Source organism: Kribbella sp. WER1, from assembly GCF_054189145.1.
Genome location: NZ_CM135186.1, coordinates 436,923 through 461,989, shown reverse-complemented (window position 1 = coordinate 461,989; position 25,067 = coordinate 436,923). Strand labels below are relative to the sequence as shown.

The following is a 25,067-nucleotide window of genomic DNA, read 5'->3' as shown; positions in this document are numbered from 1 at the left end:
CCGCGGGCCTACCAGTCCGCGAGGCGGGGTTGGGTGCGGGATTCGGTGGCTACGAGGGTGTCGAGGAGGGATTCTTGGAGGTTTGTGCGGATGTCGCGGTGGAGGGGGTCGTTCCAGAGGTTCTGTTGTTCGTGGGGGTCGGCGGTGAGGTCGTAGAGTTCGCCGGTTCGGGGGCGGGTGCGGGATGCGTGGTGGACGATCAGCTTCCAGTGGTCGCGGCGGAGCATCGTGAGGTGCACGGGGTCGGCGTACGGGTGGCCGCTGTTGCGGTACTCGCTGACGGCCCAGCCGCGGCTGTTCTGGCCGGTGGTGAGGGGGAGGAGGTCCTGGCCTTCGCCGCGGGTGGGGAGGCCGGCGGCCGTCAGGATCGTGGCGGAGAGGTCGATCCACTGGACGATGTCGGGGCTGCGGGTGCCGGCGGGGATGACGGACGGCCAGCGCAGAAGTAGCGGGACGCGGACGGCCTCGTCGTACATCATCGGGCCTTTGAGCATCAGCTCGTGGTCGCCGAGCATCTCGCCGTGGTCGCTGGTGAAGATGACCAGCGTGTCGTCGGCGAGGCCCTGCGCGTCGAGCGCGTCGAGGATCCGCCCGACCTCGTCGTCCACCAGCGTGACCATCGCGTAGTACGCCGCCTTGACCTCCTGCAGCTCCTCCGGGCTGTACGTCGTGAACCCGCGCGCGTGCCCGGCGTACGACGCGTGCGACGCCTCGGTCTGGATCGGCGGCTTGCCGGACAGGTCGTCCGGGACCGGGCGGCTCAGCTCCTTCTCCCGGTACCGGCGGACGTACTCCTCGGGCGCCCCGAACCCGTGGTGCGGATCGAAGAAGTTCGCGACGAAGAAGAACGGCTTCGACCGCTCGCGGGACCGGGCGAGGAAGTCGATCGTCTGCGCGCCGATCCAGCGGCTGTAGTGGATCTCGGCCGGCAGCGAGTCGTAGTCCAGCTCCGCCCCGACAAGATCCGGACGCACCGTGTACAGCCAGCGGTGGTACTCGTTCTCCGACGACCCCGGGTACGGATCGTGCGCCCACCGGAACACCCGGAAGCCGTCGTCGTGCCGCACCTCGGACCGGCCGCCGAAGCACGCGTTCAGGTGGAACTTGCCGACCAGGCCGCAGTCGTACCCGGCGTCGGCGAGGTCCTTGCTGAACAGCCGCTCGTGGTCCGGCAGTCCGACGCCGTTCGCCCACAGGCCGTGCTGGTGCACGTACCGGCCGGTCATCAGACTCGCGCGGGACGGCGCGCAGACAGGGCTCTGCACATAGCAGTTCTCGAACAACACGCCTTGAGTTGCGAGCCGGTCCAGGTTGGGGGTGTCGATCTCATCGTTGCCCGAGGCACCCAATGCGGAGAAACGCTGCTGGTCGGTACAGATGAGCAGGACGTTCGGCGGCATGCGAAGCAGTCTATAGTCCAGTGCTGTGACTTTCGCCGCCACGATCGACATCCACAGCGACCGGCAGCACGCCATCGATCCGATGATCTACGGGCACTTCCTGGAGTCCGCGTTCTTCGGCAACATCGACGGTGGTGTCTTCGACGAGGGCTCACCACTCGCGTACGGCGGTGACGACGTACGCAGCGGTCTCCGCAAGGACGTGATCGCCCTCTGCCAGGAGCTCGGCCTCCCGGTCGTGCGCTGGCCCGGCGGCAACTTCACCTCGGCGTACCACTGGGAGGACGGCATCGGCCCGCGCACCGGCCGTCCGCGCCGGCTGGAGCTGGCGTGGGGCTCGGAGGAGGACAACCACTTCGGCACCGACGAGTTCCTCGCCTGGTGCGCCGAGGTCGGGACCGAGCCGTACCTCGCGCACAGCTGCCGCGACGTCGACGAGGCGGTCCGCTGGGTCGAGTACACGAACTACGCCGGCGACACGGAGTACACCCGCCGCCGCGGCCGGGCGCCGTACGGCGTGAAGTACTGGGGCCTCGGCAACGAGGTGTACGGCGACTGGCAGATGGGGCACCGCCCCGCCGCCGCGTACGCCGCCGACGCGGCCGAGCACGCCCGCTTCATGCGCGGGGTCGATCCGGCGCTCAAGTTCATCGCGGTCGGTCAGGCCGACGCGCACTGGACCGAGACCGTACTGCGGGCCGTCGGCAACCAGATCGACTACCTGTCGTTCCACCTGTACGGCGCGACCACGCAACAGTTCGACGGCGCCGCCGAGTACGACGCGATCGTTGCCCAGTCGCTGTACTTCGAGCAGCAGCTCGTCGAGTACTCCGACCTCGTCGGCGCGCTGGCCGCCCGCGCCGGGGTGGATCGTCCGCTCGGCCTCGCGCTGGACGAGTGGAACATCCGGCACGTCGAGCCCGCGAGCTGGCCGGAGCCGCAGCCGTCGGACGACGGCGGCACGGTCCCGCGCGGCGTCGACGGCCTGCCCACGCATCCCGCGCACCGGGTGAACCGCTGGAGCCCGCGCACCCTCGCCGACGCGCTGTTCTACGCCGGCGTCTTCCACGCCCTGCACCGGATGGGCGGCCGGGAGGTGCCGGTGACGATGGCGAACACGGTCAACCTGCTGAACGCGAACGGCGTGATCGTTGCCCGCCCCAACGGTTCGGTGCGCGCGGCGACGTACCACGTGTGGGATCTCTTCCAGAACCACCTCGGCCCGATCGCGCTGGCGGCCGACGTACGGTCGCCCGGGCGGCTGGCCGCCGTACGGCAGGGGGACGAGCGGGACCACCGCGGCGAGTTCCGGAGCGTGCCGGCGACGGTGCCGGACCTGGACGTGTCGGCGACGACGGACGGGCAGACGATCCGGGTCGCAGTCATCAACCGGCACCGCGACGACACGATCGGCGCCGCGCTGACCCTCGACGGACGCCGCGAGGCGTTGCCGTCCCGGTGCGCGGTCATGCGGCTGAGCGCAGACGACGTACTCGCCTCCAACAGCCTCAGCGCACCGGACACCGTCGCGCTCCGCGACCTCGGCACGGTCGACCTGGACGGAAGCTACGAGTTCCCGCCGCACAGCATCACGCTGCTCTCGTTCGCGCGTTAGTCTCGACGGATGGAGAGCAAGCCGCGGGTGCTGGTGATCGGGCTGGATCCGTACCGCGTCCCCGGACCGTGGAACCCGGAGCCGGTGATGACCGGCATCGAGGCCGGTATGGCGGACTTCGCCGAGCACGGGGTCGGCGCGCGGACCTGCCTGGTCGGGCTCGACGGGAGCGACGACATTCCGGCCGTGGTGACGACCGCGCTGTCAGCCCAGCCGTGGGACTGCGTGGTCGTCGGCGGCGGCATCCGCCGAGCCGACGAGGAGTCCGGCCTCTTCGAGACCGTCATCAACCTCATCCGCCGCCACGCCCCCGACGCCGCGATCGCCTTCAATCAGACACCCGACGACATCTACCACGCCGCCGCCCGCCACCTCGCCGCAGATCGAGACGCATAACCACCCGGACCTCCCTCAGGCCGTCCTTTGCGGAACCTTTTCGGCACCAGGCGCAAACTTCCTTCCGAAAACCGCCCACTCCGCCCCGCGTGTTAGTGCTGGACGTCGTATGTCAGGCGCTGGATGCCGTTGGAGTAGGACTGGCTGGAGGTTTGCGTGAGGGCGATCTTGTCGCGGTCGGCGTCGCTGAAGAGGCGTTTGCCGGCGCCGAGGAGGACCGGGAAGACCAGGAGGTTGTACTGGTCGATCAGGCCGGCGTCGGAGAGGCCGCGGTTCAGGGTGGCGCTGCCGTTGACGATGATCGGGCCGCCTTCGGTCTCCTTGAGGGCGGCGACGTCGTCGAGGGAGCGGAGGATGGTGATCTCGTTCCAGTTGGTGACCAGGTCGCTGTCCTGGAGCGTCGTCGACACGACGTACTTCGGCATCGCCAGGTAGCCGGGGAACTCGGCCATCGTCGGCCACACCGGCGCGAACGACTCGTAGCTGACCCGGCCGAGCAGCAGCGCGGTCGCTTCTTCCTGCTCCTCGCCCTTGAGCGCGTACGCCGTCTCGTCGAACGGGATGTCCTTGAACGTCCAGCCGGTGTTCCGGTACCCCGTCTCCCCGCCAGGTGCCTCCACGACGCCGTCGAGGGAGATGAACGCGGTGGTGATGAGCTTTCGCATGGTGTGGTGCTCCTTCGTCGGGTTGCTTGTACCTGGGCGTCGGCTGGCGGCCGGCCGAATCGACACCCTCGAAGTGTGACGCAGGTCACTCCGCGCGGGCGACCCAGGCGTCTGAGTCGAAGAGGACGCCGCCGGATCCGCGAAGAACATCACGCCGAGGCGGCTGATACCCAGACCGTACGTCGTACCGAAGCACTCGATCGCCCGGTCGTACGGCGCACGCGGCGCGGAGCCGCGGCTGGTACCGCTGCAGTTCGGCGTCGTAGTCGAACACGTCCCAAGGCTAGGCGGCGCGTGGTGTTAACCCCGGGTGTCTACTCTGCGCGGCATGTCGATCTCCACAGTCGGTGAGCTGATGGCGGTGCTCGGTGAATGCGCGGACGTCTGGGACCAGCCGGACCGCAGCGGCGACCCGGTCGACATCCTCGACCACGACCGCCAGTGCGCGGAGCTGCTACGGCGCGACTTCCCCGCGGACGAGGAGCTGCAGGTCGCCGGTCTGGTGCACGACATCGGCCACATGCTGCGACCCGGGGACGATGCGGGGCACGGGCGGAACGGGGCGGAGGCGGTGCGCGAGTTGCTGGGGGAGCGGGTCGCCCGGCTGGTGGAGCTGCACGGCGTCGCCAAGCGCTACCTGGTGGCGACGGACGCCGTACATGCCGAGCAGTTGTCGGAGTCAAGCCGCCGGACGCTGGTCGCCCAGGGCGGACCGATGACGACGTACGAGATCCGAGCCTTCGAGTCAGACCCCGACTTCGCCGCGGCAGTCGCCCTCCGCCGGGCAGACGACGCCGGCAAGGTAGTCGGCCTGACGGTCGCACCCCTCAACTCCTGGCGCCCAACAATCGAACGAGTCGCCACAGCAACCGCACCACCGAGCACCGCGAGCGAGCGCTGAGCGAGCGGAGTGCCGCGAGTTCGTGCCAGGTGAGTGGGGAGCCCTGAGCGGGTGGTGAGTGAGGCGGGCGCCGCGGGCGGGTACTGGGTGACTGGAGCGCGGCGAGCGGCACTGAGTGAGGCGGGCGCCGTGAGCGGGTGCTGGGTGAGTGGAGCGCCGTGAATGGGTGCCGGGTGAGTGGAGCTCGGCGGGCGGGTGTTGGGTGAGTGCAGCGCCGCGAGAGCCACCGAGTGAGGCAGGCGCCGCGAGGGGGCGCTGAGTGAGTTGAGCGCAGCGAGCGGGCGCTGTGTGTGGGCCGCGGTGGGCGGGTGTTGGGGGCGCGGCGAGCGGCGAACGGTGCTGCGTGGTGGAGATAGCTGATCGTTCGCCGACCCCCGTTCTCAGTTGAAGCTGACGCGGTTGCCGTCCGGGTCGGTGGTTGGGGGTTGGGGGGTCTGCGTGGTCAAGCCGAGGTGGTCGATCGTGGTGGTTGCTGATGGCAACAGTTTGATCGCGTCCGGCCCGAGGCGGAACGTGTCGTCGGCGACCTGCTCCATCCCGAGGTGCGTCCCGTAGAACTCGACCGCAGCCTCGGCGTCCGGCGCCGCGACGCCGACGTACGACAGCGCCTGCACCGGTCCCGTCGTGATCGGTGGGACCCGGAACTCCTCGGTCCGCTGCAGCAGCTCCACGCGGACGCCGTTCGGGTCCGCGAGGAACGCGAGCCGCCCCTGCCCGCTGCCCGCCACCCGCGGTGACGACAGCTCGCCGTACCCGAGCGCGATCAGCCGCGCATAGTCCCCGTCCAGGTCATCGGTCATGAATCCCACATGATTCAGCCCGTACGTCGCCTCCGCATCAGCCTCCTCGTGATGCAGCAGCTCGACCAGCCCGGTCGCGAGCTGGATGTGCACCCGATGCACCCGTGACCCGGCCATGAACAACCGGTCGACGACTTCCGCCCCGAGCCCGCCGTAGAACGCCAGGCTCGCCTCGAGATCCTGCACCCGCCCGCCGACATGATTCAGCTCGTAGATCATCGCGCCAGTCTAGCAAGCGCTTTCCGCTCGCTGAGAGTCCTCACAGCTGCACCGTGGGTGCCGTCATCTGCCGGTCACCTGCCGTACACGCCACGTCCGGCGGCCACCCATAGCTTCCGGGTGTTCTGACCGACCAGAAAGGCCCGTAATGATCAGGAAAAAGGCATTCGTCGCCGCCTTTGCCGCGGCCACGGTGATCGCCGCCGCGGGGATGGCCTCCGCCGCCGCCAGCGGTGCGTTCGACAACGCCCAGGCCGACAGGCACAACCCGCAGCGCGGGCCGAAGAACGTGATCTTCTTCCTCGGCGACGGCATGGGCACCCAGGAGATCACCGCGGCGCGGTACTACCAGGGCGTCCGGAACAAGCTGAACGTCGACCGGGCGAAGTACACCGGCTTCGACACGACCTGGTCGGTGAAGCCGGGCGCCAAGGCGCCGTACCTGCCGGACTACGACCCGGACTCGGCCTCGACCGGCTCGAGCTGGGCGACCGGCAAGAAGACGATCGACGAGCGGATCTCGCAGGGCCCGAGCAGCGCGGACAACGTCCCGGGGACGAACTACCAGACCCTGCTCGAGCTGGCCCAGAAGCGCGGCCTGAAGGTCGGCGACGTCTCCACCGCGGAGATCACCGACGCGACCCCGGCCGTGCTCGCCTCGCACATGTCGCTGCGCGGCTGCCAGGGCCCGGCCGACATGGCCGCCTGCCCGAAGGAGACCAAGGCGGCCGGCGGCCTCGGCTCGATCGCGGAGCAGGAGGCCGACCACAAGGTCGACGTACTGCTGGGCGGCGGCCGTGGACGGTTCGAGCAGCAGATCACCGGCGGTCCGTACGCGGGCAAGACAGTGGTCGACCAGGCCAAGGTGAACGGCATCCAGTACGTCACCGACGCGGCCGGGCTGAAGTCGGTCAAGGCCGGCAAGCCGGTGCTGGGCCTGTTCAACAAGAGCAACATGTCGCTGGAGTGGAACGGCCCGGCCGCCTCGCTCGGCAAGGGCAACGCCCCGGCCGCGTGCCAGGAGAACCAGCGCCCGGCGAACGAGCCGAGCCTGGCGGACATGACCTCGAAGGCGATCAACCTGCTGGAGAACAAGAAGGGCTTCTTCCTGCAGGTCGAGGGTGCCTCGATCGACAAGCAGGACCACGCCACCAACGCCTGCGGCCAGCTCGGTGAGACGGTCAACTTCGACAAGGCGATCGGCGTCGCGCTGGACTACCAGAAGACGCACCCGGACACGCTGGTCGTGGTCACTGCCGACCACTCCCACACCAGCCAGATCGTCGGCGAGGACGCGAGCGGCAGCGGCCTGCCGACCGGCTACTCGACCAACGTGACCACCAAGGACGGTCAGACCCTGACGCTGACGTACGGCACCGCCGGCTTCGGCGGCGACGGCAAGGCACCGGTCGCGTCCGGCCCGAGCCAGCAGCACACCGGCGCGGTCGTACCGGTCTGGGCCAACGGCCCGGGCGCCGAGGCGGTCCTCGGCACCAACGACCACACCGACCTGTTCACGGTCCTGCAGGGCAAGTAGCACGTCACGGTTCGGCCCCGGTTCGCGCGCGGACCGGGGCCGAACTGCTGTCTTCTCACCCGTGCCCGGTGGCAGGCAAAATAGCCGGATGGAGCCGTTGCTGTTCGAGAGCCGCGATCTCGCGCACACCGAGGAATTCCTGAACCGGGCGTACACGAAGATGCAGATCGGCGGCGGTACGTCGACCGTGCGGACCCGGATCTCGCGGGCGACCGCCGAGTCGATCAGCGTGGACCGGATCGAGATCGGTTTCGAGATGAGCTACGACGCCGATCCGCTCGGCAAGATCTGCCTCTGCGAGGTGCATTCGGGCAGCATCCGGGACCACGCGACCGACGGCTGGCAGGACGGGTTCGGGCCGGGCGACCTGGCGGCGTTCGCCCCGCCGGACCGCCCGTACAAAGGCCGGGTCTGCCGGTCGGCGTACACGATCACGATGTTCGATCCGGCGTTGCTGAGCCGGGTCGCGAGGTCCGGCAACGCTCCGGTGCGGCTGCTCAGCCATCGGCCGCGGAGCCGGCAGGCCGCCGCGCAGCTGTCGCGGATGATCGCGTACCTGGGGGATCAGGCGCTCCCGGACCCGGTTGTCCAGGAGTCGCCGCTGGTCCTCGCCTCGCTCTCGCAGCTGCTGGCCTCCAGCGTCCTGGCGGCCTTCCCGCACAGCGCGATGGACGCTCCTGGGCCGACCGCGGCGCCGGCGACGATCAAGCGAGCGCTTGGCTACCTGGAGTCGCATCTCGACGAGCCGATCAGCGTCGCGGACATCGCGACCGCGGCGGGCGTGACGGTCCGCGCGTTGCAGGCGGCGTTCCGGAAGCACCTGGACAGCACGCCGCTCGATCACCTCCGCCGGCTGCGGCTGGCCGAAGTACGCACCGAGTTGCTGGCGGCCGATCCGGCCGAGCGGACCGTGGCGGCGGTCGCCGCGCGCTGGGGCTTCCACCACCACGGCCGGATGACCGCGGCGTACCGGGAGCTGTACGGCGAGCTCCCGAGTACGACGTTGGCGCGCTAGGGCAGCTTGCGGGTGTCGATGAGCTGCTGCGCGACGTCCCGGAGCTTGGTGTTGGTGTCCTGCGAGTACCGCCGCAGGACCGCGAACGCGGCATCGGCGTCGATCGCGAACCGCTCCATCAGGATCCCCATCGCCTGACCGACGAGCTTCCGGGCGTCGACCGCCTGGGACAGCGCCTGTTCCTTGCGGGCCGAGGCGAGGGCGACGGCCGCGTGCCGGGCGAGGATGTGCGCGACCGCTTCGTCGTCCGGGCCGAACGCGTCCGGCTCGGGGCTGTACAGCCCGAGTACGCCGACCGTACGCCGGGGTTCCGGGCCGGCCGCGAGCGGTACGTCGAGCACGCTGCGGACGCCGAGCGCGGCGACCTTGGCGGCCCACTCCGGCCAGCGGTCGTCGGTGCCGGTGTCGCGGATCAGGACCGGGACCTGGTCGCGCAGTGCCGTGACGAGCGGGCCGGCCTGGTTGCCGATCTGCAGCTCGTAGACCTCCGCGACGACCGGGTCGGTGACCGCGGCCACCTCGGCGCGGGCACCGCGGACGGCGAACGCGACACCGGCGTACGTACAGCTGAGTGCCTGCAGGGCGAACTGGACCACCGCGTCGACGGTCTCCTCGACGCCGGGGGCCTCGTGCAGTTCGACGGCGAGCCTGGCGAAGGCCGAAGCGGCGCCATCTTCGTGGGGATCGATCATGGTGAGCTCATCATGCGGGTGTGATGACCTGTTCGGCGCCGATCCGGCCGGAAACTCGCCGAAATTGCGTTCTGCGGACAGCCGCGGCTTCGTTGTCCGGACAGGACGGTAGGTTTGGCGGGGTGCAGGTGGCGAAGCGGTGGGGCTGGGTCGCGGTCGGCGTGCTCCTGGTGGGGGTCTGGGCGGCGTGCTCCGACCGGACGACCGCGGACAAATCTGCCCCGACGGCGAAGACCACCACCGCACCCGCGTCCAAGCCGACCGCCACGGCGTCGAAGGCCTGGTACGAGGACTACGACCCGGCGCACTTCGCGCCCCAGGTCCGCCGGTACGCCGAACAGGCCGGGGTGAACCCGCAGCTGCTGATGGCGGTCCTGTACGCCGAGTCGTACAAGCCGCACGACCCGAAGTTCGAGCGGCAGTGGGCGCAGGTCGACTCGAATCCGGCGTTCGGGATCGCGAACATGCACAAGCCCGCCTTCGACGAGACGAAACGCGGCCGGGACTTCGCGAAGCGGAAGTGGGAGGAGCTGCCGGACAACCCGGCGCTGGCGATCGAGGCCGCCGCCTGGCACCTGCACGACCTGGCGAAGCGACTGCCGAGCAAGCGCGCCGGCCTGTACACCAAGGACGAGTTGCTTGCCCTCGGCTACAACGCCGGCGGCGGCAACATGCGGATCTTCGCCCGCGGCCGCAAGGCGGGCCCGCAGGCCCAGTCGTACCTGGACAAGATCCACAGGTACTGGCCCGACTCCGCCGAAGCCCTCAAGAGCTGACAGGAGATCTCATGAATCCGGAGACGCGTTTCGGAGCGCCGGCGCTCGCCGTCGCCGACTGGCGCCGCCAAGTCTTCGCCCTCTACGACGCCGTCCGCACAGAACGCGACCCCGCCAAGGCCCACGCCCACTGGCGAGCCACCCGCGACAACCTCCTGAAGAACCACCCGGCCTCTCCAGTTCCGGGCGAGCACCGCGATACCTACCCCGGAGCACCCGTCGCCGCTTACGACCAGCAGTACCGGTTCGACGCGATCATCGACACCGACGTGAAGCCGCACACCTGGGAGTTCCAGTCGGCGACGGACGGCACCATCCCGTTCTCGAGGGTCGGCGTACTGCACCTCCCGGTCGGCGACCTCGACGTCTGGTGGCTCGAGTCGTACGGCGGCGGCCTGTTCGTCCCGGTCAAGGACCGGAGCAGCGCGACGTACGGCGGCGGCCGCTACCTGGTCGACACCGTCAAGGGCGCCGACCTCGGCAGCGGCCTGAGCACCGGCCGCTTCGTCGTCGATCTGAACTTCGCGTACAACCCGTCCTGCGCGTACAGCCCGGAGTGGACCTGCCCGCTCGCCCCGGCAACCAACGTGCTCGACGTCGAGCTGCCGGTGGGCGAGCTGTCAGGCAGCGGCCTCTAGGGCCCGGGTCAGCAGCGCGGTCAGCGCCTCGAGCTGGAAGTCCGCCGACGAGCCGACCTCCTCGTCGGAGCCGTCGAGCGCCATCGCGGCCAGGCCGGCCTTGGCGTCGATCAGGTCCGCGACCCGGGTGTCGATGGTCTGCGCGGCGATGATCCGCCAGGCGGTGACCGGCTCGTCCTGGCCGATCCGGTGCACCCGGTCGATCGCCTGGGTCTGCTCGGCGTTCGTCCAGGACAGCTCGGCGAGGACGACGTTCGAGGAGACCTGCAGGTTCAGCCCGACGCCCGCGGTGAGCAGCGAGCAGACCGCGATCGACACCTCGGGATCGTTGACGAAGGCATCGATGTTCTTCTGCCGGGTCCGCGACGTCTGGTCGCCGCGGATCGAGGAGTACTTGATACCGCGCTCGGCGAACAGCTCCTCGGCGGTGTCCATCACCTCGATGTGCCGGGCGAAGAAGACCACCTTGCCGACGTTCTGCGCCAGCTGCGCGGCGTAGTCCGCGGCCAGCCCGGCCTTCGCCTGACCGATCCGGCGGAACAGGCTGAACACGTTGTCGCCGGTCTTCTTCGCGGCCATCTCGGTCCGCTCCCAGCCGGCCACCTGGCGGACCAGGTCGTGGTCGATACCGTCCACCACGGCACCCGCGCGGCGGGTCTCCAGTGCGGTCCGGTACCGCTCGACCAGCCGGTCGGCGAGCTCCCGCTCGGCGGCCCGGATCGAGCGTCCGAGGGCGCCGTCCAGCTCCACCGGCAGGTCGGCGATCCGGCGGGCCGGGATGTCCGCCGCGACGTCCACCTTGCGGCGCCGGACGATGCCCATGTCGATGACGCTGGACCGGGCGGCCGCGGCGAACCCGGGGTCGGCCGGGGTCAGATCGGTGGCGTCGAGCTTCTCCATCAGCTCGGCGCGCGGGGCCTTCTCGTCGACCCAGCCGAGGAACTCCCAGATCGCGGTGAAGTCCTCGATCGAGTTGATCAGCGGCGTACCGGTGAGCGCCATCAGCAGCGGCCGGGCGGTCCGGGACCGGATCCGCTCGGACAGTTCCAGGACGTTGCGGGAGCGCTGCGACTTCTTGTTCTTGATGAAGTGCGCCTCGTCCACGACCATGCCGCGGAAGCCGAGATCGCCGAGCCAGCCGACGTGCCGGTCGAGGACCTCGTAGTTCACCACGACGATGTCGGCGAAACCGTCGATCGAGTCGCCGTCGCCGTGGATCACCGTCGGCGTCTTGCGCGGCGTCCACAGCCCGGCCTCGCGGGCCCAGTTCGTCTTCACGACGTTCGGTACGACGGCCAGCAGCGGGTACGCGTCCGCGGCCTGCGCGGCGAGCAGCGCCTGGGCGGTCTTGCCGAGGCCGGGCTCGTCGGCGAGCAGGAACGTCCGGTGACCGTCCGCGGCGGCGGCGATCAGCCGGGCCTGGTGCGGCATCAGCTCCAGACCGCGGAGCCGGAGCGCGTCGATCCCGCCGGCCAGCCGCAGCGAGGTCGGGTCCGGCAGCGTCATGCTCGCCGACGCGGCCGCGTGCTCGAAGGAGCGCAGCAGCGGGCCGATCAGCTCCCAGCCGCCGAGCCGGCTCGGACCGGCCGGGCGGGACGGGGCCGCGGAGAAGTCCGGGGCGAGGAACGGGTTCGCCAGCTGCCGGGAGACCACGGCCTGCGGGACGACCCGCCGGGTCTGGGTCTCCGGGGCGATCACCGGCTCGGCCGGCTCCGGCTCCTCGGGGGCCTCCAGACCGGCTTCCTCGATCATCTGCCGCTTCAGCGCGGCCGCCGCCTCGGAGATCACCGCGTCCTCGGCGAGCAGCACGAGCAGCGACGGCTCCATCGCGGCGGTCTTGGCCAGGATCGTCGCGATCCCGTCCAGCCGCCGGAGCTGCTCGGTCCGGTACGCCTCGGTGGCCGCCGCGTCGCCGTTCACCCGGGCCCGCTCCTCGCGGACCAGCAGCGCGACGACCTGGAACTTCGTCCGGGTCGAGGGTTTGATCGCGCCGCGGGTGACCGCGTTCTCGACCTCGCGGACCGCTTGCGCGAGGACCTGGATCAGACCGTCGGACTCGCCGTCGCGGACGCGCCGCCGGCGACGGGGTGCGGAACGGGTAGCGCCGGGCTGGCGCTGACCTCGTCGGGCCAACATTTCCTCCTGTGTCGTGCCACGACCGGGCCGTGGCGGAACGCCGGACCGCGCGGGGACCGACCCGCCGACGAGACGCCACCCTGTGTCGTCCAGAGGGTCGCCCAGAGAGTGCCCAGGAACACGGCTTTCAGAATTCACCGCTCCTGCATGCGCGATCGAGAAACCATGCTACCTGCCCCGGCCCGAATGTTGCAGACCGGCACTGGGTAATAGGCGCGGGTCCGGCGAGAAGGAGGGTGAAAAGTGGACCAGATCGACGGGGTACCGCTGAGCGACGGTGAGCTGCGTGGGATCGATGCGTACTGGCGGGCGGCCAACTACCTGTCCGTGGGGCAGATCTATCTGCTGGCCAATCCGCTGCTCCGGGAGCCGCTGCGGGCCGAGCACATCAAGCCGCGGCTGCTCGGGCACTGGGGGACGACGCCCGGCCTGAACCTGCTGTACGCACATCTCAACCGGGTGATCCGGCAGCGGGACCGGGACGTGCTGTTCGTGACCGGGCCGGGGCACGGCGGGCCGGCGCTCGTCGCGAACACGTGGCTGGAGGGGAGCTGGACGGAGGCGTATCCGAACACCACCCGCGACGAGGTGGGGATGGCGCGGCTGTTCAAGCAGTTCTCGTTTCCGGGCGGGGTGCCGAGTCACGTCGCGGCCGACGTACCGGGGTCGATCAACGAGGGCGGCGAGCTGGGCTACTCGCTCAGTCACGCGTACGGCGCGGCCGCGGACAACCCGGACCTGCTCGTGGCGTGCGTGGTGGGGGACGGGGAGGCCGAGACGGGTCCGCTGGCCGCGTCCTGGCACTCGAACAAGTTCCTGAACCCGGTGCGCGACGGCGCCGTGCTGCCGATCCTGCATCTCAACGGGTACAAGATCGCGAACCCGGCGGTGCTCGCGCGGATCGGCGACGAGGAGCTGACCGCGCTGATGCGGGGCTACGGGTACGAGCCGTACCTGGTCGAGGGATCCGATCCGGCCGAGGTGCACCAGGCGCTGGCGGCGACGCTCGACGTCTGTATGGACCGGATCGACGAGATCAAGGCCGACATCAAGAACGAGCCGGTCCGTCCGGCGTGGCCGATGATCGTGTTCCGTACGCCGAAGGGCTGGACCGGCCCGCACACCGTCGACGGCGAGCAGGTGGAGGGCACCTGGCGGGCGCATCAGGTCCCGCTGTCCGGTGTCCGGTCGAATGAGGACCACCTGCGGCAACTGGAGTACTGGCTCCGGTCGTATCGCCCCGAGGAGCTGTTCGACGACCACGGCCGTCCGGTACCGGATCTGCTGGACCTGGTCCCGGAGCGGCGGATGGGGGCGAGTCCGCACGCGAACGGCGGCGTACTGAGCCGGGACCTGGAGCTGCCGGCCGTCGAGGAGTACGCCGTACCCGCGAAGGTGCCGGGCGCCGAGGACGGGGAGCCGACGAAGGTGTTCGGCGCGTTCCTGCGGGACGCGTTCCGGCTGAACCCGGACAACCTGCGGCTGTTCGGCCCGGACGAGACCGAGTCGAACCGGCTGACCGCGGTGTACGAGGAGACCGGCAAGCGCTGGCTCGCGGAGCGCTTCGACACCGACAACCACCTCGCCGCGGACGGGCGGGTACTGGAGATCCTCAGCGAGCACACCTGCCAGGGCTGGCTGGAGGGGTACCTGCTGACCGGCCGGCACGGGCTGTTCTCGTCGTACGAAGCGTTCGTGCACATCGTCGACTCGATGGTGAACCAGCACGCGAAGTGGCTGAAGACGATCAACCGGCTGGACTGGCGGCGGCGGATCCCGTCGCTGAACTACCTGCTGACGTCGCACGTGTGGCGGCAGGATCACAACGGGTTCTCGCACCAGGACCCCGGGTTCATCGACCACGTGGTGAACAAGAAGGCCGAGGTCGTCCGGGTGTACCTGCCGCCGGACACCAACACGCTGCTGTCCACGATGGACCACTGCCTGCGGACCCGGAACTACATAAACGTCGTTGTCGCCGGCAAGCAACCGCAGCCGAACTGGCTCGACTGGGACGCGGCGGCGCTGCACTGCGCCCGCGGGGCCGGCATCTGGGACTTCGCGAGCAACGACGGCGGTGACCCGGACGTGGTGATGGCGTGCGCGGGCGACGTACCGACGATGGAGACGCTGGCCGCGGTCTCACTGCTGCGCGAACACCTTCCGGAGTTGCGGATCCGGGTCGTGAACGTCGTGGACCTGATGCGGCTGCAGGACGCGACCGAACACCCGCACGGTCTGCCGGACGCGGAGTACGACGCGTTGTTCACCACCGACAAGCCGGTGATCTTCGCGTACCACGGCTACCCGTGGCTGATCCACCGCCTCACGTACCGCCGTACCGGCCACGCGAACCTGCACGTCCGCGGCTACATCGAGGAGGGTACGACGACCACGCCGTTCGACATGGTCGTCCGCAACAACCTCGACCGCTACCACCTGGCCATGGACGTCATCGACCGCGTCCCGTCCCTCGGCACCCGCGCCGCCACCACCCGCCAGTACCTCGCCGACCAGCGCACCCGGCACCACGCCTACGTCACGCAGTACGGCGAAGACCTGCCAGAAGTCCGCGACTGGCGGTGGTCAGCCGAGTAGGCCGCGGGCCACCCGCAGGTCGTCGACGAAGCGCCGGAAGTCCCGGCGGAACTCGTCCGAGCGCACGACGGCGGACGGGTGGACGGTCGCGACCGCCGCCCGTCCGTCCGGCAGTTCGACCCGCTCGCCGCGCTGCTGGGTGACCCGGAAACCGCTGCCGAGCAGGCTGCGAGCGGCCACGGATCCCATCACGACCACCAGTGCCGGCTTGACGATCTCGAGTTCACGGGCCAGCCAGGGGTGGCAGGCCGTGATCTGGCCCGCGCTCGGCGTCTTGTGGATGCGCCGCTTTCCCTGCCGCTCGAAGCGGAAGTGCTTCACGGCGTTGGTCAGGTAGACGTCCGACCGCACGATCCCGGCCTCGGCCAGCGCCTTGTCGAGCAGGTGACCCGCCGGGCCGACGAAGACATGCCCCTCCTTGTCCTCGTGGTCACCAGGGGTCTCGCCGACCAGCATCATCCGGGCCCGGACCGGCCCTTCGCCGGACACGACCTGGTCGGCGTCCTCCCACAACTCGCACCCGCGGCAGTCCGGAAGCCGCGCCCGGAGCTTCCGCATCCCACCGTCGTGCGGCACCCACTCCTCGGCCCCTGGCGATCGCATGCCGTCCCGGTACCCGGAGCGGGCTCATTTCATGAAGCGGGCGGCACCAGCGCGAGCCGGACGATGACCAGGCCGAACAACACCAGCGTCAACGCGTGGACGACCGTGCACCACAGGCAGATCGCGTTGATCTGGAAGAGCTCGGCCCAGATCAGGTAGCAGACGAAGACCACGCCGGTGAGGACGCCGACGAGCCGCAGCCGGCCTGGCCACGGCGACGTTGTGCGCCACATCGGCGGGACCGACAGCGCGGTCATGCCGACGAAGAACAGCAGGCCGAGCAGCGCGACCGGGATGCCGAAGACCTTCGAGTACTGGCTGCTGGTGACCTTGGCGCAGTTGACCACGCCGGTGTCCGGGCAGGCGAGTGTGGTGCCGGCGGTGAAGTGTTCGTAGGTGAGGTACGCCGCCACCGCCAGCCCGGCCACCGCGACGGCCAGGGTGGCCCACGGGATCACGCCCAGCGACGTCCGCGACGAGGACCGTTCCGTCGTGCCGGTCATCGGTCAGCCCTTCGCAGCGCCGAGCTTGCCGGCAGCCCCGGTGACGGCCTCGCTCGTGCACACGTTCGCCGGCTGGTTGTTGGTGATCTTGCAGATCGCCGCCGTGTACACGTTGGCCGACCCGATGACCGCCTTGGTGATCGGGCTCGACGGGTCCTTCAGCGCGTCGACGATCTGCGCCTGCGTCTTGCCGGCCAGCACGTCGGGGGAGTACGTCGCGCCGGAGCCGATGAACTTGTTGCCGATGTCGATGAACGGGATCGACCCGGCGCTCTCCTTGTCGACGTACGGCACGTTGTCGTACTTCTGCAGCGTCGCCTGGTCCTCGGCCGACGGGGTGTCGAGCGGCTTGTAGCTGTTGCCCTGCACCTCGTTGGTCGTCGTCTCGACGCCGGTGAAGGTCAGGTACTGACTCGTGTACGTCGAGCCGTGGAACGAGAGCGACGGCGTGTTCGGGTGCACGTCGGCGGACGCGGAGTGCGTCGTACCGAGGTCCTTGAAGGTGCCGAAGCGGGACAGCGCGACGACGACCGGCCAGCGCTCGGCGGCGCAGAACGGGCAGTACTCGGCGCCGATGTAGAGCACCTTCGGCTTGCCGTTCGCGGTCAGGGCCGGGGCGTTGTTGATCGCCGACGGCGCGGTGGTGACGCCGGCGCTGCCGACCGTGGAGAACGTGGAGTCCGGGATCGAACCGAGCGCGGTGACCTGCGCCGGGTCCAGCGTGCCGCTCGGGCCGGTCGCGGTCTTCTTGCCGCCGCCGACCAGCCGGATCGTGATCAGCCCGCCCACGATCACCACGACCAGAACGACCGCGCCGACCGCGAGCAGGAGCCGCCGGCGCTGCTCGGCCCGCCGTTGCGCGGCCTGCTGCGCCGCGATCCGCTCACGGGCCGCAGCCTTCTGTTCGACACGCCTTGCCATGACTCTCCTCTGATCGTGCACGGGCTCCGGAAGAACAACTATCCATCGGCCCCGGAAGTTCCTGCCTGTCGGTCACTGTGAGGTTACAGATCGACCGTGTTACCTCGGCAGGAAGGCACGCACCGTGTCCGGCGACAGTCCGTCGTCGGACCGCGCCGCGACGTGCTGATCCGGCCGGACCAGGACCGCGCCGTCCGCGCCGAGCCCGACCCGGTCGACCGGGACAACTTCACGGTACGTCGGAGCGTCTCGCCCGGCGAGTACGACGTACCCCGGGCCGCACAGGTCGAGCGTCGAGCATCCGTCGGTCAGCTCGGCGTGCGGGATCCGGGTGCCTACCTGACCGGTCAGCTCGTCGACGTACCCGTCGCCGGTGTAGTCGTAGCGGGTCATGATCGCGCCGGTGTCGACCTGCTGCGCGACGTCCGCGGCGTTCTCGTCGGTCGTGATCCCATAGCGCGCGAGGAAGTCGGTGCGTACCCGGGCCTGTTGCGCGGCCAGTACGGCGCGCGGCCGGCGCTCGGCCTGATACGTGTCGAGCAGGTCCGGGGCCGCCCGCCCGTCGAGGACCATCGCCAGCTTCCACGCCAGGTTGTGGACGTCCGCGATCCCGGTGTTCGCGCCGTACCCGCCCCACGGCGCGTGCTGGTGGACCGCGTCGCCGGCGAGGAAGATCCGGCCGCGGCGGTACTCGTCGGCGACGTGCACGCGGGTGTCCCAGGTGCTGCTGGCGAGAACGTCGACGGCGATGTCGTCCCGCCCGATCGCCGCGTGGATGCAGGCCAGCGGGTCGGCCGGGGGAGTGTCGTCGTACTCGAGGTGGAACGACTATTCGTCGGTGTTGTTCTTCGCGAGGACGACGCCGTTCGCGACATCGCACTGGCTGAACGTCCGGCCCGCGACCAGCTCGGTCAGGTCGGCGTGCACGAACACGTTGAGGTAGCGGTGCGTCGGCGGCAATGTCCAGCCGCCGATGCCGAGGTCGGTCCGGATCGGGCTGCCGCCGCCGTCGGCCGCGATCAGGTAGTCGGCCTCGATCCGCTCCCCGCCCGCGGTCGCGGTGACGAGGTCAGGCCCGGCGCTGAACGCCGTCAGCTCGGTCCCGAACCGCAGGTCGCCGCCGCGGTCGCGGGCGATCCCGGCGAGCACCGGCTCCAGCAGCACCTGCGGGCAGAAGCAGAACCCGGACGGACTCGGGTCGCCGCCCATCGCGGTCTTGTGCAGCCCGCGCAGGTCGAGCGCCTCGGATTCGATCAGGTTCCGGCCGTACCGGGCGCCGCCGAACGCGCCGGCCTTCAGCGCGTGCGCCGCGGCCTCCTGGACGCGCGGCTCGATGCCGATCTGCCGGTAGAACTCGACGGTGCGGGTATGTACGCCGCGCGACCGGGGCAGGACGGACGCCCCGTCCCGTCGCTCGACCAGCACGAAGTCCACGCCGTGGTACTGCAGGAACAAGGCCGCCGACAGGCCGACGAGCCCGCCTCCGACGATCAGGACCGAGGCCCGGGTCATAGTGTTCTCCTACTGTCAGATAAAACCTTACAGTCGACTATAAAGATATAGCCTGATGTAAGGTGCTGTCGCAAGGAGGTCGACGAGATGGCCGAACCCGGACTGCGGGAACGCAAGAAGCGCGAGACCCGGGCGCGGATCGCGTCCGCGGCGCTGGAGCTGTTCGCCGAGCGCGGCTTCGACGGCACCACGGTCGCCGACGTCGCGGCGGCCGCCGACGTGTCGGTGAAGACCGTCTTCAACTACTTCCCGGCCAAGGAGGACCTGTTCTTCGCCAGCGAGGCCGCGATCGAGCAGCGCTGGATCGAAGCGGTCGCGGACCGGCGCGAGGGCGAGAGCCTGCTGGCCGGGTTGCGGCGGTCGGCCGTCGGCCGGTTCGCCGACCATCCGAGCGGCCCGACGGTGCACTTCCGCCGCGTCCTCGCCGGAAGCGCGTTGCTGCAGGCGCGAGGCCAGCAGCTGTGGGCGTCGCACGAGGACGCGGTCGCGGGCGCACTCGCGGCCGACGTGGACGAGCTGACCGCGAAGGTGCTGGCGCATCAGGTCTTCAGTATTCATCCGCTCGCGCTCCGGATGGCGGAGCGCTGGACCGTCGAGGGCGCGTCGCCGGAGGAGGTCCGGGACCGGGTCGTCGCGCTGATCAACCGCGCGTTCGACCTGCTGGACCGTAGTGTCTCCTGACATGGATTGGCGCGCCTGGCATCAGCGGTACGACGACCCCGCCTCCGACCTGTCGCAGCGGTTGGTGGCCGTGCAGGCACAGGTCCGGGACGCCCTCGATCGGGCGCCGGCCGGTCCGATCCCGGTGGTCGGCCTGTGCGCGGGACAGGGCCGCGACCTGCTCGGCGTACTGCGGGATCACCCGCGGGCCGCTGACGTACGGGCGCGGCTCGTCGAGCTGGATCCGGAGCTGGCCGCGACCGCGCGGGAGCGCGCGCCGGAGAACGTCGAGGTGGTCACCGGTGACGCTTCGCTGACGGATCAGTACGACGGGTCCGTGCCGGCCGAGCTCGTGCTGCTGACCGGCATCTTCGGGAACATCGCGCACGCCGACATCCGGCGGACGATCGCGGGCAGCCGGCAGCTCTGCCGGACCGGCGCGACGGTGATCTGGACCCGGCACCGCGGCGACCCGGACCTGGTGCCGTCGATCTGCGACTGGTTCGAGACGGGCGGTTTCGAGCGGGTGTGGCTGTCGGGCAAGGAGGCCGGCTTCGGCGTCGGCGTGCACCGGTTCACCGGCGTACCTGAACCTCTGGTGAAGGGTGAGAGCCTGTTCAGCTTCGTGCCGGGCGGAGCATGAGCAACCCGAGCGCGAGGACTACGGCGAGTACGACGTAGCCGGCGTCGAGGACGGCGATCGACGCGACGGCGGCGACGAGCAGCGGGCCGCCGGCGTCGCCGAGTTCGCGTCCGAGTTCCGCCGTGCCCATCGTCTGACCCATCCGCTCCGGGGATGTGCTCGCCGCGAGCGCCGCGAACCCCAGCGGGGTGATCACGCCTGTCCCGGCGCCGATCAGCGCGGCCGCGATCAGCAGGAACACGACGCCAGGTAGTGCCGCGCAGACGAAGCCCGCCGCCGCGAGCCCGAGGCCGATCGCGATACCGGTCCGGGTGCTGAGCTTGCCGGCGTCCAGCGCCCGGCCCGATCGGGGCTGCACCACGGCAGCGGTTGCCGCGAGCAAGGAAACGGCTGCTCCGGTGGCGATCGTGCCGAGGCCGTCCGACGCGCCGGTGACCGGGAGGAACCCGACGCCGACCGACAACGCCGCCGTCGCCGCGGCCAGCGCCGCGGTCGGCCGGAGGAAGGCCGGGTCGGTGATCCGGCGTGCGAGATCCACCACCGTCTGCCGGGTCCGCGGCAGCGGCGGTACGACGGGGACGGCGACGAACGCCCACACGGCGACCGCGACGGCGAGGACCGTCATCACCCCGAACAGCAGCCGGAATCCGCCGAGCCAGACGATCCCGCCGCCGAGCAACGGCCCGGCCGTGTACCCGATGCTCTTGTAGAACCCGTAGCTGCCGAACGCCCGCCCGTGCTTGGCCGACGGGTTGAGCCGGGCGACGAGCGCGGACGCGGCGGGGGAGAAGGCCGACGCCGCGGCGCCCTGCCCGAGCCGTGCGACCCACAGCCAGCCGGGCCGGTCCGCGATCACATAGGTGCCGGAGGCAACGGCAAACCCGAGCAGGCCGAACAGCAGTACCGGTCGCGCGCCGATCCGGTCCGAGATCGTGCCGAAGACCGGCTTCAGCAGCACCTCGGCGCCGTCGTACAGCGCGAGCAGGATGCCGAGTGTCATCAGCGACTTCACCGCGTCGGACGACAGCCCGCCGAGGTTGGCGGCGATCGCGTGCGCGCCGAACGCGGTGGTGAAGCCGGCGGCGTACAACGGCCACATCTTCTTCACTGCGCGTCACCCGGGAGCTGATGCAGGGCGCGGAAGACGAGCTCGGCGTACTCCTCGCAGCACGCGACGCAGTCCTTGAGGCGGGCGGTGGCCTCGGCCGCTTCCGGCGTACCGAAGACGTCGCGGCTGGTCAGGTCGCGGTGCCAGCGGCGCAACCGTTCGAGGCTCTGTTCCTCCTCCTCGAGCTCGGCCAGCGTGAACTTCTCGATCCGGATCTCCTTGGCGATCTCGGCCTCGAACTTCCCGCAGTCGGCCAGGAACTCGATCCACTCCGCGCGCCGGGCCTCGTCGTACAGCCCGCGCAGCCGGGCGCCGTCCGCCTCGCCCCTGCCGGCCGCCTCGAGCATCGTCACCTCACCCTCGGCGCGGGCGACCAGCTCGGACGTCCGCTGCACCGCCGCCTCGAATACCGGCAGCTCGGGAACCGCCCAGACGCCCTGCCCGAGGGACAGCGCTCCGGCCTTCCGGAGTTCGCGCCAGACCGCCACGCGGTGCCGCGAGGGCTCCGCCGGGATCCGTACCAGCAAAACCAGCCATCGATCCGTCACAGACGACACTGTAGCGCGCGTTACATCGGCGCGCAGCTCGACAGAAGCGTGAACCATCGGTTATGTTACATAGACGATGTCATATCGCTCCGGAGGTGTGCGATGGACCAGACCGCTGAGCGGTTGCTGGGATCGGCGAGCCGGTTGTCCCGGGACCCCGAGACAGAGATCGACTGGGACGCGCCGGTCGGCGACGGGTACGGGATGTCGCCGGAATGGAGCACGCTGTACGGCACGCCGTACTGGGACGAGCTGACCGAGGCGCAGCAGCGCGAGCTGACCCGGCACGAGTCGGCATCGGTCGCGACCACCGGGATCTGGTTCGAGATGATCCTGCAGCAGCTCATCCTGCGCGACATCTACGACAAGCCGGCCCGGACGGCGGAGTTCCAGTGGGCGCTGACCGAGATCGCCGACGAGTGCCGGCACTCGATCATGTTCGCGCGGGCGACCGAGCGGATGGTCGAACCGGCGTACCGGCCGCGGCTGCTGGCCCGCGAGCTCGGGCGGATGTTCAAGACCGTCGCGACCGGTGAGTCGGCGTACGCCGCGATCTTGGTCGCCGAGGAGGTCCTGGACGTCATGCAGCGGGACTGGATGCGGGACAGCCGGGTCGAGCCGATCGTGCGGACCGTGAACCACATCCACGTGGTCGAGGAGTCGCGGCACATGGTGTTCGCCCGCGAGGAGACCCGGGAGCGGCTGGCGAGCGCGGGCCGCGGGCGGCGCTGGGTGAGTGCGCTGGTGATCGCGATCGCCGCGGACATGATCGTGTCCAGCATGGTCGGTCGCGAGGTCTACGTGAACGTCGGCCTGGACGCCGACCGCGCCGTCCGCGAGGCGCGGGCGAACGAGCACCACCGGTCGCTGCTGCGGACGAGCTGCGCCAACCTGATGGACTTCCTCGGCTCGGTCGGACTGCTGACGCCGGCCGCGTCCCGGGTGTACCGGCGGACCGGGCTGCTGTGACGTTCGCGATCTCGGGGGACTGCTGCTCGGACGCGAGCTGCGTCGCGGTGTGCCCGATGAACAGCATCCACCCGTCGCCGGGCGAGCCCGGGTTCGGGACCGGTGCGAGCCTGTTCATCGATCCGCGGACCTGTATCGACTGCGGCGCCTGCGCCGACATCTGCCCGGTCGACGCCGCGAAGCCGGCCGACCGGTCGGCGCCCGAGGACGTCCAGCGGAACGCCGCGTACTTCGCGGACCGCGAGCCGCTGGAGGCGACCGACCTGGACAGCTGGGAGCCGGTGTCGTACCAGGTGTGGGGCGGCGGGCCGCGCCGGGTGCTGGTCGTCGGCGCCGGACCGGCCGGGATGTACGCGACCCGCGAGTTGTTGCTGCGGACAACGGCCGACATCACCGTGGTGGACCGCAGCGACCGGCTCGGCGGGCTGGTCCGGTTCGGGGTCGCGCCGGATCATCCGCAGACCAAGCAGATCATCGAGAACTTCGAACGGTTGGTCCGCCATTCGCGCGTCCACTGGCGCCCGGGAACGGACGCAGCCGCGCTGCTGAGCGGTGGCGACGGCAGGGCCGTTGGCGGCGATGCCCGCGGTGGGCCCGCAGGGCGGACACCGGTCCGGGGCGGGCTGCCCGAGGGGTACGACGCGGTCGTGCATGCGGTCGGTGCCCGGCAGAGCCGGCGGCTCGGGATCGCCGGCGAGGAGGCCGCCTGTACCGCCGAGGACTTCGTTGCCTGGTACAACGGCCGGCCGGGCGCGACACTCCCGGTCGAGCTGACCGGTCCGCGGGCGGTTGTCGTCGGCAACGGGAACGTCGCGATCGACATCGCCCGGATGCTGCTCAGCGACCGCACGATGGACGTCCCGCCCGAGGTCCGCCGTACGCTCGCGGCCAGCGGGATCAAGCAGGTCGTGCTGCTCGGCCGTCGCGGGCCGGACCAGGCGGCGTACACCGAACCGGCCCTGCAGGAGCTGCTCACCGTCGCGGGCGACCGGGTCGAGCTGCGGTACCACGCCCGGCCGGCGGCCTGGACGTCCGCCGGGCTGACGCTGGAGTCCGGCGAGGTCATTGCGGCGGGCAACCTGTTCAGCGCGATCGGGTTCGAGGGCCGGCCGGTCGACGGGCTGCCGTTCGACGCCGAGCGGGGGATCGTGCCGAACATCCGCGGCGCCGTCGTCGACCGCCCGGGGCACTATGTTGCGGGCTGGATCAAACGCGGCGCGCGCGGCGGCATCGGTGTCAACAAGGCGTGCGCGCAGGAGACCGTGATGACGCTGGTCAGTGCGTCCAGGGACGCAGCTTCTCCGGGTTCCTGACCGTCCAGATGTTCGTGATCAGGTCGCCGGAGAAGTCGAACGCGAGCACGGTCTCGACCGTGCCCTCGAACTCGATGACGAGTCCCGGCTGACCGTTGACGAGGCGCTCGACGATCGTCCGGCCGTGCTGGAAGACCGGCAGCGCGGAGAAGCGCCGCGCGACCTGGTCGCGGCCGTGGATCGGGTCCAGGAACGCCGTCACCAGCCCACCGCCGTCGGCGATCGCAGTGGCGTCCGGATCCAGCAGGCTGATGATCGCCTTGATGTCGGTCGCCTCCCAGGCCGCCTTGAACGCCCGGACCAGCTCCGCCTTCCGGGCCGACGGCGGGGTGGGCGACTGGGACTCGCGGATCCGCCGGCGCGCCGAGGAGGCCAGCTGCCGGCAGGCCGCGGGCGTCCGCCCGACGATCTCGGCGACCTCGGGGAACGGGTACCGGAACACGTCGTGCAGGATGAACGAGACCCGCTCGGCCGGGGTCATCGCGTCGAGCACCACCAGGAACGCCATGTTCACCGACTCGTCGAGCGTGATCCGGTCCGCCGGGTCGTCCGGGCCGTCGACGTCGTCGGGCAGCGGCTCCGGGATCCACTCGCCGACGTACCGCTCGCGGCGGGCCCGCGCGGAGCGCAGCTGGTCCAGGCAGATCCGGCTCGCGACCTTGGTCAGCCAGGCGGCCGGGTTCTCGATCGCGTGCCGCTCCGGCAGGGTCATCGCGTACCAGCGCGCGTACGTCTCCTGCACCACGTCCTCGGCGTCGGCCAGCGACCCGAGCAGCCGGTAGGCCAGGTTGATCAGCTGCCGGCGCTCGCTCATGATCGCGCTCAGGCCGGGCTCGGCCATGTCGGTCCTCTCGCTCATACCCGGTACGACGAAACGGCGTGCCGAACTGTGAGGTCTG

At 70.4% G+C, this 25,067-nt stretch carries 25 protein-coding genes and 1 pseudogene; 12 read left to right on the top strand and 14 right to left on the bottom strand.

Going from position 1 to position 25,067, the window contains the following annotated elements; genetic code table 11:
- Positions 1–8 precede the first annotated feature (8 nt).
- Positions 9–1,400, bottom strand: a complete 1,392-nt coding sequence (locus ACXJJ3_RS02255) for a sulfatase family protein (protein ID WP_458168168.1) — start codon at positions 1,398–1,400, stop codon at positions 9–11.
- Between the two features lie 25 nt (positions 1,401–1,425).
- On the opposite strand from ACXJJ3_RS02255, the gene ACXJJ3_RS02250 reads away from it, so the two are divergent.
- The gene (locus ACXJJ3_RS02250; protein ID WP_458168167.1) at positions 1,426–3,015 is read left to right on the top strand and encodes an alpha-L-arabinofuranosidase C-terminal domain-containing protein; all 1,590 of its coding nucleotides are present in this window, start codon (positions 1,426–1,428) and stop codon (positions 3,013–3,015) included.
- Between the two features lie 9 nt (positions 3,016–3,024).
- Entirely contained in the window at positions 3,025–3,411 is a 387-nt protein-coding gene (locus tag ACXJJ3_RS02245; RefSeq protein ID WP_458168166.1) for a hypothetical protein, read from the top strand.
- 92 nt (positions 3,412–3,503) lie between these two features.
- Here ACXJJ3_RS02245 and ACXJJ3_RS02240 read toward each other — a convergent pair whose 3' ends face one another.
- Positions 3,504–4,076 (bottom strand): dihydrofolate reductase family protein, encoded by a 573-nt coding sequence (locus tag ACXJJ3_RS02240; protein WP_458168164.1) that lies wholly within the window; start codon positions 4,074–4,076, stop codon positions 3,504–3,506.
- 85 nt (positions 4,077–4,161) lie between these two features.
- Entirely contained in the window at positions 4,162–4,350 is a 189-nt protein-coding gene (locus tag ACXJJ3_RS02235) for a hypothetical protein (protein WP_458168163.1), read from the bottom strand.
- Between the two features lie 54 nt (positions 4,351–4,404).
- Between ACXJJ3_RS02235 and ACXJJ3_RS02230 the strand changes: the two genes are divergently transcribed.
- Positions 4,405–4,977 carry an HD domain-containing protein gene (locus ACXJJ3_RS02230; protein ID WP_458168162.1) on the top strand — a complete coding sequence of 191 codons (573 nt, stop codon included), beginning with the start codon at positions 4,405–4,407 and terminating at the stop codon, positions 4,975–4,977.
- A gap of 380 nt (positions 4,978–5,357) precedes the next feature.
- Here the strand turns inward: ACXJJ3_RS02230 and ACXJJ3_RS02225 are convergent, their stop codons facing one another.
- Complete coding sequence (locus ACXJJ3_RS02225) at positions 5,358–5,996, bottom strand: VOC family protein (RefSeq protein WP_458168161.1); 639 nt, start codon at positions 5,994–5,996, stop codon at positions 5,358–5,360.
- Positions 5,997–6,144: 148 nt separating this feature from the next.
- On the opposite strand from ACXJJ3_RS02225, the gene ACXJJ3_RS02220 reads away from it, so the two are divergent.
- On the top strand, positions 6,145–7,533 hold the full coding sequence (locus ACXJJ3_RS02220) for an alkaline phosphatase (protein ID WP_458168159.1): 1,389 nt from the start codon (positions 6,145–6,147) through the stop codon (positions 7,531–7,533).
- Between the two features lie 88 nt (positions 7,534–7,621).
- A complete protein-coding gene (locus ACXJJ3_RS02215) occupies positions 7,622–8,548 on the top strand; it encodes a helix-turn-helix domain-containing protein (protein ID WP_458168157.1) in 927 nt (308 codons plus the stop codon).
- On the opposite strand, the gene ACXJJ3_RS02210 is transcribed toward ACXJJ3_RS02215, so the two are convergent.
- Positions 8,545–9,240 (bottom strand): GAF and ANTAR domain-containing protein, encoded by a 696-nt coding sequence (locus tag ACXJJ3_RS02210; protein WP_458168156.1) that lies wholly within the window; start codon positions 9,238–9,240, stop codon positions 8,545–8,547. The genes ACXJJ3_RS02215 and ACXJJ3_RS02210 overlap by 4 nt on opposite strands.
- A gap of 122 nt (positions 9,241–9,362) precedes the next feature.
- Between ACXJJ3_RS02210 and ACXJJ3_RS02205 the strand changes: the two genes are divergently transcribed.
- Both ACXJJ3_RS02205 and ACXJJ3_RS02200 read left to right on the top strand, forming a co-directional pair.
- Positions 9,363–10,016: a transglycosylase SLT domain-containing protein gene (locus ACXJJ3_RS02205; protein WP_458168155.1), complete on the top strand. Its 654-nt coding sequence runs from the start codon at positions 9,363–9,365 to the stop codon at positions 10,014–10,016.
- An 11-nt stretch (positions 10,017–10,027) separates the two neighbouring features.
- Positions 10,028–10,654: a DUF1684 domain-containing protein gene (locus ACXJJ3_RS02200; protein ID WP_458168154.1), complete on the top strand. Its 627-nt coding sequence runs from the start codon at positions 10,028–10,030 to the stop codon at positions 10,652–10,654.
- Here ACXJJ3_RS02200 and ACXJJ3_RS02195 read toward each other — a convergent pair.
- On the bottom strand, positions 10,637–12,790 hold the full coding sequence (locus ACXJJ3_RS02195; RefSeq protein ID WP_458168153.1) for a DEAD/DEAH box helicase: 2,154 nt from the start codon (positions 12,788–12,790) through the stop codon (positions 10,637–10,639). The two genes, ACXJJ3_RS02200 and ACXJJ3_RS02195, sit on opposite strands and share 18 nt — an antisense overlap.
- A 243-nt stretch (positions 12,791–13,033) precedes the next feature.
- Between ACXJJ3_RS02195 and ACXJJ3_RS02190 the strand changes: the two genes are divergently transcribed.
- The gene (locus ACXJJ3_RS02190; RefSeq protein ID WP_458168152.1) at positions 13,034–15,388 is read left to right on the top strand and encodes a phosphoketolase family protein; all 2,355 of its coding nucleotides are present in this window, start codon (positions 13,034–13,036) and stop codon (positions 15,386–15,388) included.
- On the opposite strand, the gene ACXJJ3_RS02185 is transcribed toward ACXJJ3_RS02190, so the two are convergent.
- The 5 genes and pseudogenes from ACXJJ3_RS02185 to ACXJJ3_RS02165 all read right to left on the bottom strand — a co-directional run.
- Entirely contained in the window at positions 15,377–15,991 is a 615-nt protein-coding gene (locus tag ACXJJ3_RS02185; protein WP_458168150.1) for a UdgX family uracil-DNA binding protein, read from the bottom strand. The genes ACXJJ3_RS02190 and ACXJJ3_RS02185 overlap by 12 nt on opposite strands.
- Before the next feature lie 29 nt (positions 15,992–16,020).
- Positions 16,021–16,494: a vitamin K epoxide reductase family protein gene (locus tag ACXJJ3_RS02180; protein ID WP_458168149.1), complete on the bottom strand. Its 474-nt coding sequence runs from the start codon at positions 16,492–16,494 to the stop codon at positions 16,021–16,023.
- Between the two features lie 3 nt (positions 16,495–16,497).
- On the bottom strand, positions 16,498–17,415 hold the full coding sequence (locus tag ACXJJ3_RS02175; protein ID WP_458168148.1) for a DUF929 family protein: 918 nt from the start codon (positions 17,413–17,415) through the stop codon (positions 16,498–16,500).
- A 99-nt stretch (positions 17,416–17,514) separates the two neighbouring features.
- Positions 17,515–17,808, bottom strand: coding sequence for an aromatic-ring hydroxylase C-terminal domain-containing protein (locus tag ACXJJ3_RS02170; RefSeq protein WP_458172012.1), 294 nt, complete (start codon positions 17,806–17,808; stop codon positions 17,515–17,517).
- A 105-nt stretch (positions 17,809–17,913) separates the two neighbouring features.
- Positions 17,914–18,927: pseudogene (locus ACXJJ3_RS02165) on the bottom strand (FAD-dependent monooxygenase); the annotation flags it as partial.
- A gap of 87 nt (positions 18,928–19,014) precedes the next feature.
- On the opposite strand from ACXJJ3_RS02165, the gene ACXJJ3_RS02160 reads away from it, so the two are divergent.
- Positions 19,015–19,608, top strand: a complete 594-nt coding sequence (locus tag ACXJJ3_RS02160) for a TetR/AcrR family transcriptional regulator (RefSeq protein ID WP_458168147.1) — start codon at positions 19,015–19,017, stop codon at positions 19,606–19,608.
- A 1-nt stretch (position 19,609) separates the two neighbouring features.
- Positions 19,610–20,230, top strand: coding sequence for an SAM-dependent methyltransferase (locus tag ACXJJ3_RS02155; RefSeq protein ID WP_458168146.1), 621 nt, complete (start codon positions 19,610–19,612; stop codon positions 20,228–20,230).
- Here ACXJJ3_RS02155 and ACXJJ3_RS02150 read toward each other — a convergent pair.
- Positions 20,205–21,329 carry an MFS transporter gene (locus ACXJJ3_RS02150; RefSeq protein WP_458172011.1) on the bottom strand — a complete coding sequence of 375 codons (1,125 nt, stop codon included), beginning with the start codon at positions 21,327–21,329 and terminating at the stop codon, positions 20,205–20,207. The genes ACXJJ3_RS02155 and ACXJJ3_RS02150 overlap by 26 nt on opposite strands.
- A 5-nt stretch (positions 21,330–21,334) precedes the next feature.
- Positions 21,335–21,886, bottom strand: coding sequence for a Chromate resistance protein ChrB (locus ACXJJ3_RS02145; protein WP_458168144.1), 552 nt, complete (start codon positions 21,884–21,886; stop codon positions 21,335–21,337).
- Between the two features lie 102 nt (positions 21,887–21,988).
- Between ACXJJ3_RS02145 and ACXJJ3_RS02140 the strand changes: the two genes are divergently transcribed.
- Positions 21,989–22,855, top strand: coding sequence for an AurF N-oxygenase family protein (locus ACXJJ3_RS02140; protein ID WP_458168143.1), 867 nt, complete (start codon positions 21,989–21,991; stop codon positions 22,853–22,855).
- A complete protein-coding gene (locus ACXJJ3_RS02135) occupies positions 22,852–24,168 on the top strand; it encodes an FAD-dependent oxidoreductase (protein ID WP_458168142.1) in 1,317 nt (438 codons plus the stop codon). The genes ACXJJ3_RS02140 and ACXJJ3_RS02135 overlap by 4 nt, the downstream gene beginning before the upstream one ends.
- On the opposite strand, the gene sigJ is transcribed toward ACXJJ3_RS02135, so the two are convergent.
- Entirely contained in the window at positions 24,131–25,027 is an 897-nt protein-coding gene (sigJ, locus tag ACXJJ3_RS02130) for an RNA polymerase sigma factor SigJ (RefSeq protein ID WP_458168141.1), read from the bottom strand. The genes ACXJJ3_RS02135 and sigJ overlap by 38 nt on opposite strands.
- Positions 25,028–25,067 lie beyond the last annotated feature (40 nt).